This window comes from Micromonospora sp. NBC_01412 (assembly GCF_045040215.1).
GTDB lineage: Bacteria > Actinomycetota > Actinomycetes > Mycobacteriales > Micromonosporaceae > Micromonospora > Micromonospora rubida.
Window position 1 is genome coordinate 5882201 of the sequence record NZ_CP109528.1, and the last position, 13945, is coordinate 5896145.

13 protein-coding genes and 1 pseudogene are annotated in these 13945 nt (G+C 65.5%); 12 read left to right on the top strand and 2 right to left on the bottom strand.

Features of this window, described 5'->3' with window-relative positions; all coding sequences use genetic code 11:
- Window positions 1-1106 precede the first annotated feature (1106 nt).
- The 7 genes and pseudogenes from OG617_RS26015 to OG617_RS26045 all read left to right on the top strand — a co-directional run bounded on the left by OG617_RS26015 (window position 1107) and on the right by OG617_RS26045 (window position 7218).
- A complete protein-coding gene (locus OG617_RS26015; protein WP_405095210.1) occupies window positions 1107-1451 on the top strand; it encodes a hypothetical protein in 345 nt (114 codons plus the stop codon).
- Window positions 1452-1489: 38 nt separating this feature from the next.
- The gene (locus tag OG617_RS26020) at window positions 1490-2455 is read left to right on the top strand and encodes an IS3 family transposase (protein WP_405095209.1); all 966 of its coding nucleotides are present in this window, start codon (window positions 1490-1492) and stop codon (window positions 2453-2455) included.
- Window positions 2456-3936: 1481 nt separating this feature from the next.
- On the top strand, window positions 3937-4458 hold the full coding sequence (locus OG617_RS26025) for a hypothetical protein (protein WP_405095565.1): 522 nt from the start codon (window positions 3937-3939) through the stop codon (window positions 4456-4458).
- Between the two features lie 333 nt (window positions 4459-4791).
- Window positions 4792-5490 (top strand): annotated as a pseudogene (locus tag OG617_RS26030) (IS630 family transposase); the annotation flags it as partial.
- Between the two features lie 115 nt (window positions 5491-5605).
- On the top strand, window positions 5606-6088 hold the full coding sequence (locus OG617_RS26035; protein ID WP_405095566.1) for a DUF1707 domain-containing protein: 483 nt from the start codon (window positions 5606-5608) through the stop codon (window positions 6086-6088).
- Window positions 6089-6319: 231 nt separating this feature from the next.
- A complete protein-coding gene (locus tag OG617_RS26040) occupies window positions 6320-6580 on the top strand; it encodes a hypothetical protein (protein ID WP_405095567.1) in 261 nt (86 codons plus the stop codon).
- Window positions 6581-6735: 155 nt separating this feature from the next.
- On the top strand, window positions 6736-7218 hold the full coding sequence (locus OG617_RS26045) for a hypothetical protein (RefSeq protein ID WP_405095568.1): 483 nt from the start codon (window positions 6736-6738) through the stop codon (window positions 7216-7218).
- Between the two features lie 676 nt (window positions 7219-7894).
- Here OG617_RS26045 and OG617_RS26050 read toward each other — a convergent pair.
- Both OG617_RS26050 and OG617_RS26055 read right to left on the bottom strand, forming a co-directional pair.
- Window positions 7895-8407: a hypothetical protein gene (locus tag OG617_RS26050; protein WP_405095569.1), complete on the bottom strand. Its 513-nt coding sequence runs from the start codon at window positions 8405-8407 to the stop codon at window positions 7895-7897.
- A 10-nt stretch (window positions 8408-8417) separates the two neighbouring features.
- Complete coding sequence (locus OG617_RS26055; protein WP_405103966.1) at window positions 8418-9179, bottom strand: transposase family protein; 762 nt, start codon at window positions 9177-9179, stop codon at window positions 8418-8420.
- A 204-nt stretch (window positions 9180-9383) separates the two neighbouring features.
- On the opposite strand from OG617_RS26055, the gene OG617_RS26060 reads away from it, so the two are divergent.
- The 5 genes from OG617_RS26060 (at window position 9384) to OG617_RS26080 (ending at window position 13779) form a co-directional block, all read left to right on the top strand.
- Window positions 9384-9548 (top strand): hypothetical protein, encoded by a 165-nt coding sequence (locus OG617_RS26060; RefSeq protein WP_405095570.1) that lies wholly within the window; start codon window positions 9384-9386, stop codon window positions 9546-9548.
- A gap of 31 nt (window positions 9549-9579) precedes the next feature.
- On the top strand, window positions 9580-10464 hold the full coding sequence (locus OG617_RS26065; protein WP_405095571.1) for an aminoglycoside phosphotransferase family protein: 885 nt from the start codon (window positions 9580-9582) through the stop codon (window positions 10462-10464).
- A 590-nt stretch (window positions 10465-11054) separates the two neighbouring features.
- Window positions 11055-12454, top strand: a protein-coding gene (locus tag OG617_RS26070; protein WP_405095572.1) for an IS3 family transposase whose coding sequence is annotated in 2 segments (ribosomal slippage) — window positions 11055-11388 and window positions 11388-12454 — 1401 coding nt in all. Because the reading frame shifts where the segments join, the coding sequence is not laid out codon by codon here.
- An 83-nt stretch (window positions 12455-12537) separates the two neighbouring features.
- Window positions 12538-12999 (top strand): hypothetical protein, encoded by a 462-nt coding sequence (locus OG617_RS26075; RefSeq protein WP_405095573.1) that lies wholly within the window; start codon window positions 12538-12540, stop codon window positions 12997-12999.
- A 480-nt stretch (window positions 13000-13479) separates the two neighbouring features.
- A complete protein-coding gene (locus OG617_RS26080; protein WP_405095574.1) occupies window positions 13480-13779 on the top strand; it encodes a hypothetical protein in 300 nt (99 codons plus the stop codon).
- Window positions 13780-13945: the final 166 nt, after the last annotated feature.

Genomic DNA, 13945 nt, shown 5'->3' on the forward strand with positions numbered 1-13945 from the left:
TTGACCTGCGTACTAGGTGCACCCCGGAGTTCTGGAATATTCTCAGACTTGGATTGCTTTCGGCGGGTGTGTCAACAAGGCGTGCATGTATGTCGGCGACTACCGTAGCGAGAGCTTGGGGAGTGGCAACGGTGGTCATGAGTTGCCAGAAATAAAAGAGATCGACCAGTGTTCCGGATCGTTCTGCGCGCTGGCCTACAGAATCTATCTGGTCGAGGACTACTCTACTCTTCAAGTTCACGCCCAAGGATTCATCCTGTGCTACTCGGGCTAGAGTCTCATATCTGGCCCGCCTTTGCGCCGGTCCAGCGATATGCTCCGCGATTACGAGCCCTGGGCGAACTCGTCCATAGCTTTCCTCGGTCTGCACTAGCCACGACGATGATTGCGCGGCGTTCCGACGAATCCGGATCTCTGCCCTAGCAAAGAATTCAGCGGGTGCGCCGCCCGATAGCCAGGATGGCACTTCAACCACAACTGAGGCGGGAATCTGATCTGACAGGGGCATGAATACAGGCTACGCGCGAAGTCAAGCAGACTTTCGGGCACGATCCACTGCGCTATGGCAACACGCAAGCGCAGACGTGAACGACACGGGTCCTGCGTGGTAGGACCAGACGGAGATAACGGATGACAGACAGCGGTGTTCCATGCCGGGCGTCCGAGGCGATGAGGCTCAGAATTGAGCTTGGTTGTACAGCCAAGCCGGCCGACGGACATGGTCCGGAGCCGACGACCGGCGACAAGGCGAGCAGGCCAGCGACGGTCACCGACAGGGGCCGACAGTAGTCATGATCTTTGCAAGGCAGGGGTAGTCGTTGCGCTTGCGGCCTGCCCTGCGGGCGGCCTCCGGCCGTCCTCGGGCGTCCGCAGCGCCCTGTGCAGAGTACGTGCAACGATCTTGCCGCACAGAGCAGCTGAGCAGCCCCCTCTTGGTCAGGATGGTGTGAGACACCCTGTGTGAGTGAGGGGTGCTGACCTGAGGGCGGGGATCGGAGATCCTTGTGTACGTGTCCACTTCATCTGGCAAGCAGTCGGCGTCTGGCGGGGCCGATCCGGCGCCGAAGCCGTCTCGGCGGGTTTTCAGCCCGGAGTACAAACTCGCGATGGTCGCCGAGTACGAGAACGCCCCGAACGGAGAGAAAGGCGCGATCCTGCGCCGGGAAGGCTTGTACTCGTCTCACATCATCGAGTGGGCACGAGCTCGTGACGCCGGACTGCTCGGCAATCGGGGTAGTCGGAGAGAGGACGCCGCTACGATTCCGGCCGGCCAGCGGGTGAAGAAGTCGGCCGAGCAGTTGGAGTTGGAGAAGCTGCGCCGGCAGAACGAGAAACTCCAGGCGGATCTGAAGAAGACCCGTATGGCCCTCGACATCATGGGAAAAGCACACGCGCTCTTGGAGGAACTCTCCGAGAGCGCGGACAACGACAGCCCGCCGAAGAAATCCTGACCGCCGTCTTCGCGCAACTGCGTGACGCGGGGACAGCGGTGCAACGCGCGTGCACGCTGACCGGAACCTCACGGGCGACCTACTACCGGCAGGCCAAGCCTCGTGGGCCACGGCATGGGCCGTGGCTGGCACGGACCCCGCCGCCGCAGGCGCTCAGCATCGCCGAACGCGACCAGGTCCTGGCCCTGCTGAACTCGCCCGTCTACGCCGATCTGGCAATTCCGCAGGTCTGGGCGAGGGAACTCGACGCGGGCCGCTACCACTGCTCGATGTCCACGATGTATCGGATCGCTCGTGCCGCAGGGCAGAGCCGGGAACGACGCCGACTGGCCAGTCACCCAACGCGGGTGCGCCCAGAGTTGGTCGCGACCGGCCCCAGCCAGGTGTGGTCCTGGGACATTACCGCGTTGAAAGGACCGGTCAAGGGCGTCTGGTTCAAGTGCTACGTCATCATCGACATCTACTCCCGTTACGTCACCGGCTGGCTTATCGCCGCAGGCGAGGACGCGGTCGTGGCCCGCGATTTCCTCGCCGACGCGATCACACGGAACGGGATCGAGCCGCATACCATCCACGCTGACCGGGGCGGCGCCATGACATCGAAACCGGTATCGGAAATGCTCGTGGATCTCGGCGTGCTCCGTTCCCACTCACGGCCCCGGACCTCGAACGACAACCCGTACTCCGAGGCCCAGTTCAAAACCATGAAGTACGTGCCAGATTTCCCAGGAAAGTTCGGATCCCTCGCGGACGCAAGAGCGTTCTGCGACGGCTTCTTCACCGCCTACAACCACGAACACCGGCATTCCGGGATCGGCTGGCACACCCCGGCATCGGTGCACTACGGCACCGCCAACCAGATCCGCGAGCAACGCCAGACCACCCTCGACGCGGCTCACGCCGCGCACCCCGGCAGGTTCAACCACCGGCCACGCGCACCCAAACTCCCCGACCAAGCGTGGATCAACCAGCCAGCCCAACAGGCACAGACCGTCTCAGTTTGACTTGACAACTACCGGCCCGGCCGCCCAGTTCACGGCCACAGTGGTCATACTGAGGCTGTCGCCTTCCTAAACCGTGTGCGGTTCTGGGGACCATGCAGGGACCACACGTAGCGCCCGATAGTGGACGATGCGCGGTCAGGTGCACGGCCTGATCATGGGCATAGCGTGTGTGACGTGCATAAACGTGTGGCGAAGCGTCCTGGGGGTCAAGGGGTCGTCGGTTCGAATCCGGCCGTCCCGACGCAGGTCAAAGGGCTGATCCGGACATCGGGTCAGCCCTTTTCGGCTTCCTGGGGACCAAGATCAGTCAAGTCGGAACTGGCTGGCGCTGCTTGACCAGCGGTCAAGCAAGGCCGAGCGGTGCTCAGCCTTGTTTGGCAGCTCCACCGGAGCCACGTTGAAGGGAAGTGACCCCCTGTTACCTCTGCAGCGGCGGCCTGGGCATCCTGTACCCTCGCGCTGTCGTTGCCCCCGCACCTCTACGGCAGGTGTAGATGTATGACGTCCGGGTGGACCTGCGGGACATCCAAGTGTTGGCGGGTGACGATGCTCCCCTCGTCGGACGGCTATGGATCCGCTTCCCTAACCGGCCCTTTCCTGGTGATGCTTGGTCCGACTTCATCGCTTCCGTAGTCAGTTCAACGGTTACGGCTCTACGCGAGACGGTAAGTGGAGACGGTGAGGGGTTCGCCTACTTTTTCGATGGGCCGTACTACGTCTACTACCGGCTTTTGCCGGCCTCTGCCCCGAGCTTGTATATCGAGGCAAATTGTGACAGAACTGGCGAGCCGGTAAGTGAGTGGGTGGGAGAGGTGCCGCTGGCGCAAGTCGTTGCTTCATGGCTTAGTGCAGTGAAAGCGATTCTTGCCCGATGTGCGGAGGCCGGTCTCTCAGGTGCGTCCGTAGCCGTACTGCAACGTTCTCAATCCGAGTTGGTAGCCATAGCCGCACAGGCTCCGTGGCGTCGAAAGACTGCGACTGACTGAGTTCCGGGAAGTTCGTCGCCTGCTCCATCTGCGGCCCTGACGGCTGGGTCTGCGGAGCGAGCGGCTGGCTAGGTGGCGGGCACGCTGGTTACGTACCACAGCAGCAGGCTTGCCGGTGCGCCGGACTGGGGACCACGCAGGGACCACACGTCGTCCGCGCTGATGGACGGTGCGCTGTCGGCCGAACGGCTTGATCATGGGCATAGCGTGTGTGACGTGCGTGGACGTGTGGCGAAGCGTCCTGGGGGTCAAGGGGTCGTCGGTTCGAATCCGGCCGTCCCGACAAGGTGTAACCGCAGGTCAGAAGGCTGACTCGAGTAATCGGGTCGGCCTTCTTGGGTTTCTGGGGACCACTACGGTCAAGTGCGCCGTCTGGTGGCGCTCCTTGACCGTTGGTCAAGCCATGTGGCCAGCCCTTGTTTCCTGCCGAATTGTTCTCTTCGCTTCGTCAAGGCGCCGCGCAGGCGCAGCGTGCAAGGCTGGGAGACTGCCAGCATGCACGAGAAGGTATCCCAGCTCACGTTGACGCCACGCGTCCACGAGTTGCTAGGTCGGCGTGCTGCCGCCCGTTGGGCAGCGGACCGCCCGATGCCGGTCCTCCAGGTGCTCGACTTCCTGGTCGACGGAGTCTCGCTGTTGGACATGATTCGAGCACGGCTGCCAGGATTCCTGCTCGTCTCGCCGCTCTGGGTCAGTTCACCTCTTGCTGTCGAGTTTCATGCAACCGCTCTGCTTGGCGAGGGTCCGTCGGACCTGCACGAAGGTGACCCCGAGGGTCACGTCGCCCTCTTTATGTGCCCGCACTGCGCGATCGGCGGATGCGGAGTTCTCTCAGCCCGCCTCACACGTGATGACGACCGGGTTGTGTGGACTGACGTGGCGCAGGGTAGGCCCAATCTCGCTGGTATCGGCCCCTTCGTCTTCAAGGCGGACGAGTACGAGCGAGCCTTGCGCCCACTGACCTTAAACAGAACGGCCGGAATGACAGGCAAGACCTCCGTACCCGGCGCTCCGTGACGATCGCGGGGGTGGTTAGCCGCCATCGAGGTTGGGGCGATCGACTGCCGCGCCGCTTCGCGGCTTGCCGCCGGGTACGGGGACCAGGCCGCGGAATGCCGGGCGTCACGCGACGCCGCCCCGGCCCATCGGGCCGGGGCGGGACGCCGTACGACGCCGGACAGCCGCGCCGAGGGCGTTGCCGAAAGCTAGGAGACGTCGAAGAGCCGGAGGCCGTCGTACTCGGCGAAGTCGGCGTAGTCCTTGTCGTTGAAGGTCGCCAGCGGCAGCCGGTCGACCAGGCAGCAGGCCGCGATCCACGAATCGTTCGTCGGCCGGGGCCGCCCACGATGCCGGATCTGGCGCGACTTCGGCCTCAAGCCACACCGGGCCGACACGTTCAAGCTGTCCACCGATCCGCAGTTCATCGAAAAGGTCGTCGATGTCGTCGGTCTGTACCACCACCCGCCGGAACGGGCTGTGGTGCTGTGCGTGGACGAGAAATCCCAGATCCAGGCCCTGGAACGCTCCCAGCCGGTCCTGCCGATGATGCCCGGCATGCCCGAGCGCCGCACCCACGACTACCACCGCAACGGCATCACCAGCCTGTTCGCCGCATTCGACATCGCCGACGGCTCGGTCATCAGCGAGCTGCACCGTCAGCACCGGGCGACCGAGTTCAAGAAATTCCTGATCACCATCGACAAGAGCGTCCCGGCCGAGCTCGACGTGCACCTGATCTGCGACAACTACGGCACCCACAAAACGCCGGCAGTACGTGCCTGGCTGGCGAAGCACCCACGGTTCCACATGCACTTCACCCCGACCGGATCATCATGGATCAACCAGGTCGAACGCTGGTTCGGCTTCCTCACCGACCAGAAAATCCGCCGAGGCACCCACAAAAGCGTCCAGGCCCTCGAAGCCGACATCCGATCCTGGATCGCCGACTGGAACAGCAACCCCCGACCGTTCATCTGGACCAAGACCGCCGAAGAGATCCTCGAATCACTCGCCCGATTTTGTAGGCGAATTTCCGGCGCGGCACACTAGCAGCTCAGCGGCCAACTGGCATCGAGACGAAGAGGCAGGCTGGCACGGCATGCCTGGCGCAGTGAGAATTGGCTAGAGCCCAGCAGCATGACGAGGCCATCAGTAGGCTTTGTTTGTGAACGACCTGCGGGTGTCCGATCGTGACCGGGAAGCCGTCATGGCCCGACTCGGTGCCGCTGCCGGCGAGGGGCGATTGACCTTCGCCGAGTTCGATCATCGGTCAGGGCAGGCCTATGCCGCGAAGACCTACAGGGAGCTGGAGGCCCTGGTCGCCGACCTGCCGTCGACGGAGCGCGATCTGCCATCGGCGGAGCGCGATCACCGAAGCCCGGTCATCGATTACACGGGCCTGGCCCTTGCGCTCTTGGCGCTGGCCGGTGGCGTGGTCTGGATGCCGCTGTTTCCGCACCTTGAGTTCGCCGCCCTTACCGGAGCCGTCGGCGTCGTGTTCGGCCTGTTCGGGATGCGTGCAAGCGCTCACGCTCTTTGCCGTGCAGTGGCAGTCTTGGGACTTGTCGGCGGCTCAGTTGGCGTTGCACTGCAAGTCGCCTGGATCGCCTTCTACGCGCTGATGTACGCAAAGGACTCGATCTTGTAATGCGTAGGCTGCCGCGCGCCCTCACCAAGTGGCTGGCTCGGCGAAGCCGACACCCGTCAAGGCAATCACGGGCCAGCCACGGGCCAGTAACTGTGGCATCCAGCGGTCACGAGCGGGCACGAGACGCATTCCAGCGAGCCGGCAGCCGCAGGCGTTTCGGGCATCACGACCGGTTGAGCACGCTCCTTTAAACTGAGGTTGCCGACGCTGGTTAGGTCTACCATCGCCTCCGTGCAGGACGACGACAGCAGCGGGCACGTCTGGCGCGAGGAGGCTGCGAAGAGACGGCCACTTGCGCAGGATGCCGAGGCGCTCGGCCGGCTGATCGAGCACGACCAGGACCCGGCTGAGGTGTCCTACTACGAGGCGTTTGCAGATCCAGATGCTCAGGCGCTGGACGATGCGCAGCGCTCCTACGCGGGGCAGTACCTCCGGCGGTTGCGGCGGCTTCACGAGCGCGACAGGAACGCCAAGACCGGCCCGGAGGCGTGAGCATTGTACAGCCATCCGTACAGCCAAGGCCATCCGCTGACGCGGAAACCAGCCGACACCGGCGGACAGGCCGAGCATGGGGGTGGTCCCCCAACCAGCCATCAGCGATCTTCTTCTAATTCCAAGGCCGCGGCTTGCCTGATAGAACAGGCGGCGTGGAGATTGCCAAGTTGCGCCGAGCGTTGGACGACGTGTTCGACCAGGCCGTGGTGTACCACGCCTACACCAACTACATGCGTGACTACGAGGTCATCGCCTACGCGACCGCCGACCCGAGCACGGGCATCCGGCCGGCGCACCTCCGATACCTCTTCAAGTACTGCGTGCAGGCCGAGGCCAGCACCGCCCTGAGCCCGGATATCTGGCGCGAGTCGTTGGATGAACGGCTGACGGACCCAGAGGTCGGGCCGGATCTCGACGGCCACGTGTGGGCAGTGAGATGGCAACCGCTCTTCCCGGGAGCGCAGCTGGTTGCCGACTCCCGACGGGCAAAAGAATGGGCCGAGCAAGTTGGGATCGACTTCCATGAGGTCCGCATCGAGATGAACGCACACCACCTCAACCTGATCTTCAGCGAGCTAGAGGTGAGAGAGGTTCCCCTCGGCTACACGCCCTACCTGGTTGCCGAGGACTCGTAGGCCGCCCGGCGTGCCCCTTGCGTGCCCGATCTGACGGAAGCAGACGGGCAAGAAGGGCCAACCTTGGTGCGCCGGCCGCGACGACCGATAGCAGGTCACGGCAGGTGACCGACGTGCGTCGCGGCGCAGCGTCGGCACGTCCTTAACCGCGTGCTGGGGTCGCCGAATGTGTCAGCGCCCGGGGACCAGATGGGGACCACACGGTGTGCGCGCTGGTGATCTACGTGCCGTCGACTGCACGGCCTGATCTTGGGGATAGCGCGCGTGACGTGTGTGGACGTGTGGCGAGCGTCCTGGGGGTCAAGGGGTCGTCGGTTCGAATCCGGCCGTCCCGACGCAGGTCAGAGGGTTGATCCGATACGCGGATCGACCCTCTTTGCGTTTCTGGGGACCAAGATCGGTCAAGTTGGAGTTGTCCTGACGCTTCTTGACCGCTGGTCAAGTTTCAGGTGGCTGCTCGGGTCATCTGCCGAATTGTTCGTTCTCTGTATCAAGGCGACGCGCAAGCGCGGCGCATGCCCGGCCGCGCTCGGCCTGCTGGCGGCCTCCGGCCGGCATCGGCCCACGCGGCCGGGCCAGAGCGTTCGTGAGCGTGGCGACCTGCAGAGCCTTTCGCTCGACCGCCAAGACTCCAGTGACCCGGAACCACGGACAACAGGCTCGGTACGCGGTTGCATCATCCGGCGGTGATGTGGGGACACAAGGACCTCTGCTGGTAGCCACCGTCCGCGTTCTTCCCCACGTTCGTCCAGAAGGGCTCAGAGTCGGCGAAGTGTCCGCCGAGGGTGTGCCATGCAACGCCGGGATGCTCCGCGCGCAACGCCACCAAGCCAGCCGTAGCCAGCCCGCATCGCTGGTACTGCGGAGCCGTGTATGGATGCTCGACCCAGCCGAGACGGCACTTCTTGCAGATGCGGTAGTCGACCGCAAACGCAAAGTCTCGCTTGCCATCGGCATCCACGTTGGCAGCTCGTTGGCGCCAGCCGGCGCGCTCCGGAGAGATCGTGTCCTGCCACGGGGTTCCCAGGTCTGGAACTACCGGCCAGCCGTGGCGTTGGCCCAGCCGTCCTCGGGTCAACCACTGAAGTACCTCTCGCAGCGGCTCGCGACCGGAGGCGCGCCCAACGTGGCTAGTTGCCAGCTCGGCGAGCCGGCGTGCGGCCGACCGGTGGTCCTCGGTGTTCACCATTGAGCCATTTTCATCCTGCGTAGCGATTCGCTTCGACGTGGTGCAGGACGAGGATGGCCTGCACGATTGCGGTGGCGCGGCGCGGGCAGCAGCGCAGCTTGGCCAGGATCTTCCAGGTCTTGAGCGTGGCGATGGCTCGTTCGCCACGAGCGCGGATCCTCGCGTGCCCCCGGTTGACCGCCTCCTGCTGGCGCGACATTTTCGGCCGGCAGCGGCGCCGCTTGAACGGCGTGCGCACGCTGCCGCGGGCGCCCTGGTAGCCCTTGTCGGCGAAAGTCATCACGTCCGGACTCGTTAGCGCGTCGATGATGCCGTGGACGCGGGCGGCGGTGAGGGCGTGCGCCGAGCCCGGCAGTGCCGGTGAGGCCCACACCAGCCGACCGGCGGCGTCGGCGATGACCTGCACATTGACCCCATGGCGCTTGTGCTTGCCGGAGTAGTAAGGCCTCTGGTCCGCCACGCGGTCGATCGAAATCAGCGTGCCGTCCAGGATCGCGTACGCCAGTTGCCGGATGCGCCGCATCGCCGTGGCCAGGTCCTCGGCGACCGCTGCGAGCAGCGTGATCGCTTCCTGCACGTAGCGCCAGGCGGTGGCGACACCGACGGCGAACCCGGCTGCGAGCCGGGTGTAGGTGTCACCGTTGCGCAGGTGGGCCAGGGCCAACAGTGCCTGTCGGCCCGGACCGAGGCGCCGCCACCGGGATCGGTGCTGGGTGCGGTGCGCTCGGATGAGGTCCGCGAGGTGGTTCAGGGTGCGGCTGGACAGCGGGATCGTGGAGGGGTAGACAGCACAGGCGAGGCTCCCGGTCGGGGTATCGGATCTTGGTCGACTGCTGTCTTACTTGGAGCCTCGCCCTCATCGATCTCTGGGCTCGCCGCATCCGCCCCAAGCTGCAGGATCAGCTTGGAGAAGGCTCGTTCTCGACTGTCAGTCACGGGGCCTTGGTTCGCGGCCCACCGGCATCCTGACCGTCCTTTGTTCGGCACCGCTCCATCGCGTCGGTACGACGGCGAGGCAGCCGAGGTGTTCGCCGGCCGGATGCAGGCCGACGGCGGACCCGGCGGGTTCGCCGTCGAGGCCGAGGCCGCGGTACAAGCGGTCGATCCGGCGCACGGTTCGGGGTGGTCCGAATTCGATTGACGGATGATCGAGCGGGTTCTACGGTCGCGCGATGCGACCTGGAGAGATCGTCGTCGTTGTCGAGCAGGTACGCGCTCTGATCGACGAGCAGTTCCCCGAGTGGTCGGACCTGCCGATCGTTGCGCAGCCGTTGAACGGCACCGACAACGCGCTGTTCCGGCTGGGTGATTCCCTGACCGCACGGCTGCCGCGGGCGCAGTGGGCGGTCGACCAGGTGGCGACCGACGCGACCTGGCTGCCGCGGCTGGCGCCGCATCTTCCGGTGTCGGTGCCGGTGCCGATCGCGGTTGGCCGGCCGGGCGGGGACTATCCGTGGCCGTGGACGGTCGTCCCGTGGCTGGACGGGCGCAATCCGGAAGCCGGGCAGGACCTCGTCGACCTCGCCGTCGACCTCGCCGGCTTCGTGCGCGCGATGATCGCGATCGACCCGATGGGCGGGCCGGTCAAGGAGGGGATTCAGCGCGGCGTACCTCTGGTGCAGCGGGACGAGCTGACCCGCCGGTCGATCGCGGCGCTGGGCGACCGGATCGACGGGCGGGCGGTGACCGCGGCGTGGGACGAGGCGATGGCGGCGGACGAGTGGCCCGGACCGCCGGTATGGCTGCACGGTGATCTCCTGGAAGGCAACCTGCTGGTCGACCGGGGCAGGCTCACCGGGGTGATCGACTTCGGCGGTCTCGGCCGCGGCGATCCGGCGGTCGAGGTGCGGCCGGGCTGGAGCCTGTTCGATGCCCGCGCGCGGGCCGCCTACCGGGAGGCGCTCGGGTTCGACGAGGCGACCTGGGTACGGGGGTGGGCCTGGATGCTGTCGGGGTCGCTCTACTGGCTGGCGGACCTGTGGGACTCGATCAGCGAGGACAACCGCGAGGACACGATCCGCTACATCGACTACATTGTGCGTCACCGCCACGACTGACCTGCGGTGCCGCTGCGACTGACCTGCGGTGCCGCTGCGAGCAGCATGACCGCTGTCTTACCTGGATCCTCGCCCTCATCGATCTCCGGGCTCGCCGCATCCACCCTGAGCTGCAAGATCAGCTTGGAAAAGGCTCATTGGTCCATCGTCCCGCAGTTCGGCTCGACAGCCCTCTGCATGAAACGGCCGTGACGATTGCGTGGGTGGTCGGCCGGGGTCGAGGGCGGGGCAATCGCTGCCGCGCCGCTTCGCGACTTGCCACCGAAGTACGTGATCAAGGCAAGCGGGACTCGACGCGCCCGACGCCCGTACCGTGGGCGGTCACCGCCACCCGCCGATGACCAGGCACCACGGATAGCCCCAGGCAGCCGAGAAAGGGCGGCCATACTGGGGTTGCCGTCGTTGCTACGGTTCCCTCATGGAGGACTCCGCAACTGCTACCGCTGTCCTTCGCCCACTCCTGGGCCGACCCCTGTCTGCCAGGGTGAGTTGAGGCCAGCGGTTCATAGCAAGTCCGCCGGACAGGGCGAGTTCAGGATCGAGAAGCGTTGAGTACTGCTGTTGACGTCGTGACGGCCCAGGATGGGGTCATGAGTCGCAAGAAGGGTCCGCGTTCGGGCGGGCCGCGGGCGCGCCGGTCGTTCACGCCGGGGCAGAAGCTGGAGTTGCTGGCCGGGTATGAGCAAGCTGTCGCGGCTGGTGAGGGCGGTGCGTTCCTGCGGCGTGAGGGTTTGTACTCGTCGTTGGTGTCGGAGTGGCGCCGGGCTCGGGACGCGGGTTTGTTGCAGGGCAAGCCGGCTGGGGAGACGGTCGGGAGGCCGTCGGCGGAGCAGGCCGAGATCGCCCGGTTGCGTCGTGAGTTGGAGTTGGCGCGGTCGAAGCTGGCGCGTACGGAGACGGCGTTGACGATCATGGGAAAAGCGCGCGAGCTCTTGGAGGACATCTCCAGGAGCGAGCCGGACGGTCCGGACGTGTTCGGGCTCGGCAGACGCTGATGGACACCTACCACCAGCTGACCAGCGCGAGGATCACGACGCGGGACGCGAAGCGGCTGACCGGGATCGCCCGATCCAGCGCTGAGCGCGACCGGCGGCGGCCGACACCGGCCCTGCCGGTGCGGCGAGCGCCGGCGAATGCGCTCACCCCGGCCGAACGTGAGCAGGTCCTGCGGCTGGTGAACAGTCCGGAGTTCGTCGACGCGGCCCCGGCCCAGATCTACGCGGCGCTGCTGGACCAGGGCGTGTACGTCGGTTCGATCGCCACCATGTATCGGGTCCTGCGCGGGCACGCGCAGGTTCGCGAGCGTCGCCGGCTGGTCCGGCATCCGGCCCGCCGGCGTCCCGAACTGGTCGCCGACAGGCCGCGGCAGGTCTACACCTGGGACATCACCAAACTGGCCGGACCGGTGAAGGGCGTCTACTACGACGCCTACGTGATGATCGACATCTACTCCCGGTACATCGTCGGTGCCCGTGTGCACGCCCGCGAGTCCGGCCCCCTTGCCGAGTCGATGATGCGCGAGGTGTTCGGTGTCCACGGCGTCCCGCACGTCGTGCACGCCGACCGCGGCACGTCGATGACGTCGAAATCGGTGGCTGACCTGCTCGAAGACCTCGACGTCACTCGCTCGCACTCCCGGCCGAAGGTGTCCAACGACAACCCGTACAGCGAGGCCTGGTTCAAGACGTTGAAGTACGCGCCGGTCTTCCCGGACCGGTTCGCGTCCCTCGCCCAGGCGCGGGCGTTCATGACCGACTTCGTGACCTGGTACAACCACGCCCACCGGCACTCCGGGATCGGCTTACACACCCCCGCCGACGTCCACCACAGCCGGCACCACACCGTCCGCGCCAACCGCGAGGACACCCTCGCCGCAGCCCGGACGGCGCACCCGGAACGGTTCAGCACCACCCGGCCCCTACCCAAGATCCTCGACCTGCCCGAACAGGTCTGGATCAACAAGCCCGAGCCACAACGACAAGCCGCTTAACTCCCGTTGGCCTCAATCCCTTGACACGTTCCGGACGCCTGCTCGCCGTGACTGAAGCGCGGTCCTGGGTCGACGATGGTCCGGTGACGGGCACTGAGGGCCTGGTCCACTTCTGGCTGCACTTTGAGGGGCAGTCACCCGTCATGGCCCACGGCTGTGGCGAACGGCTTGACCTAGCAGTCGAGGAGCCCTACCCGTCCTACGACATGCAGGAGTTCGGAAGCACGGTGGTTGGACCAGTCCAGCCCTCGGACCTGTTGGGCGGAGTGATCGGACAACGCCTTATTAATGTCGGGCTCATCCAGGGATATTGCAACCCGCCGGATGTCGGTGCAGTCGTGCTGCGCTTCGATCAGTCGGATCTAGTTATCGCGTCCTTATGGGACGAGTGGTTCCTTACCCAGGGACCGATACCGGACAAGCTCCAGCAGTACTTGTCGTTCAAGGGTTGGCTGGGCACCATCAACACCACTGCCGAAAGCCAGCGAGGCCGTAGCCAGGGCCCCACTGAGGATGCGCACAGCCATGGACTATTCACGGACTGATCTTGAGCGGAAGCTGCCGAGCGTGAACCGTTGCAGCAGGTCAGAAGGCCGCACGCGGACTGAGCCGTACTCTATTCCTAAACCATGTGCGGTTCTGGGGACCACGCAGGGACCACACGTAGCGCCCGATAGTGGACGATGCGCGGTCAGGTGCACGGCTTGATCTTGGGCATAGCGTGTGTGACGTGTGTGGACGTGTGGCGAAGCGTCCTGGGGGTCAAGGGGTCGTCGGTTCGAATCCCGCCGTCCCGACGCAGGTCAAAGGGCTGATCCGGATATCGGGTCGGCCCTTTCAGCGTCCTGGGGACCAAGATCGGTCAAGTTGGAGCCGACCTGGCGCTACTTGACCGCTGGTCAAGTTTCAATGATTGATCTCTTCGCCTGCCGAATTGATTTCTCGACGTATCAGAGCCGGCCCGCAAGCGGGCCGGCTCTGATACGCCTGGATGACTCGACCGCGGCTTCTGCCATCATCCGGTGGTGGAGATCTGGTCCCACGGTGCCGAGCTGTACGAGGTGAACTCGTACTACAGCCTGCCCGACGACGCCTGGCAGTACGAGCTGACCGGCATGTCGGAGGCGGGCGGACATGTCGCCGTCGTCATCCCTGACGCAACCCCGGATGACGGCCCGTTCACGCCCCAGCCAGCACATCGCGTGCTGGTGCAGATCGGTGACAGGCAGATTCCCTGGCCGATCTTTCGACGTTTCATCGATCTGATCGAGTCGTCCGGTGACCTCGTTGAAGCCGACAAGGACGAGCCGCATACCAGCGGCTGAGACGATCGCGGGATTGGCTGAGCGACGGTCAACTTGGGGCGATCGGGCTGCCGCCGCTTCGCGGCTTGCCACCGGGTACCGGGGGCCAGGTGCGCGGAGAGCAGGCGACACGCCAAGCCGCCCCCGGCCCGAAGGCCGGGGCGGTAAGCCGTACGCCGCCGGACCA

Bases quoted from the DNA above. Each gene is read 5' to 3' on its own strand.
- OG617_RS26050 (WP_405095569.1), bottom strand. From the start codon at position 8,407: ATGGTGAACACCGAGGACCACCGGTCGGCCGCACGCCGGCTCGCCGAG.
- OG617_RS26015 (WP_405095210.1), top strand. From the start codon at position 1,107: ATGGTCGCCGAGTACGAGAACGCCCCGAACGGAGAGAAAGGCGCGATC.
- OG617_RS26065 (WP_405095571.1), top strand. From the start codon at position 9,580: ATGCGACCTGGAGAGATCGTCGTCGTTGTCGAGCAGGTACGCGCTCTG.
- OG617_RS26025 (WP_405095565.1), top strand. From the start codon at position 3,937: ATGCACGAGAAGGTATCCCAGCTCACGTTGACGCCACGCGTCCACGAG.